The sequence below is a fragment of the Oceanobacillus sp. J11TS1 genome (assembly GCF_018333215.1).
Lineage (GTDB): Bacteria > Bacillota > Bacilli > Bacillales > Amphibacillaceae > Oceanobacillus.
Window position 1 is genome coordinate 1 of the sequence record NZ_BORO01000069.1, and the last position, 507, is coordinate 507.

At 42.0% G+C, this 507-nt stretch carries 2 tRNA genes and 1 rRNA gene; all 3 read left to right on the forward strand.

Going from position 1 to position 507, the window contains the following annotated elements:
* Positions 1 to 9: 9 nt before the first annotated feature.
* Positions 10 to 126 (forward strand): 5S ribosomal RNA (gene rrf, locus KI343_RS19860).
* An 81-nt stretch (positions 127 to 207) separates the two neighbouring features.
* Positions 208 to 281 (forward strand) — tRNA-Gly (locus KI343_RS19865).
* A gap of 12 nt (positions 282 to 293) precedes the next feature.
* Positions 294 to 367 (forward strand) — tRNA-Ile (locus KI343_RS19870).
* Positions 368 to 507 lie beyond the last annotated feature (140 nt).

Genomic DNA, 507 nt, shown 5'->3' on the forward strand with positions numbered 1-507 from the left:
AGTTTATTGTCTGGTGACGATAGCGAAGAGGTCACACCTGTTCCCATGCCGAACACAGAAGTTAAGTTCTTCAGCGCCAATGGTAGTTGGGGGTTCTCCTCCTGCGAGAGTAGGACGTTGCCAGGCTATAAAAAAGAGTTAAGCGCTCCTGTTTAGCTCTTTTTATATGCTTTTTATATAGACAGACAGTTTAATTTTGAAAAATATGCGGGTGTAGTTTAGTGGTAAAACCTCAGCCTTCCAAGCTGATGATGAGGGTTCGATTCCCTTCACCCGCTCCATAATGAATTTATGGGCCTGTAGCTCAGCTGGTTAGAGCGCACGCCTGATAAGCGTGAGGTCGGTGGTTCGAGTCCACTCAGGCCCACTCAATAACTTTTTTCAAAAAAAGTGTTGACAACATAAACAAAACATGATAAATTATATCTTGTCGCAAAAAACGACAGAAAAAAATTGCTCTTTGAAAACTGAACAAAACAACCAGTACGAAAGAAGAAAGACAACCTC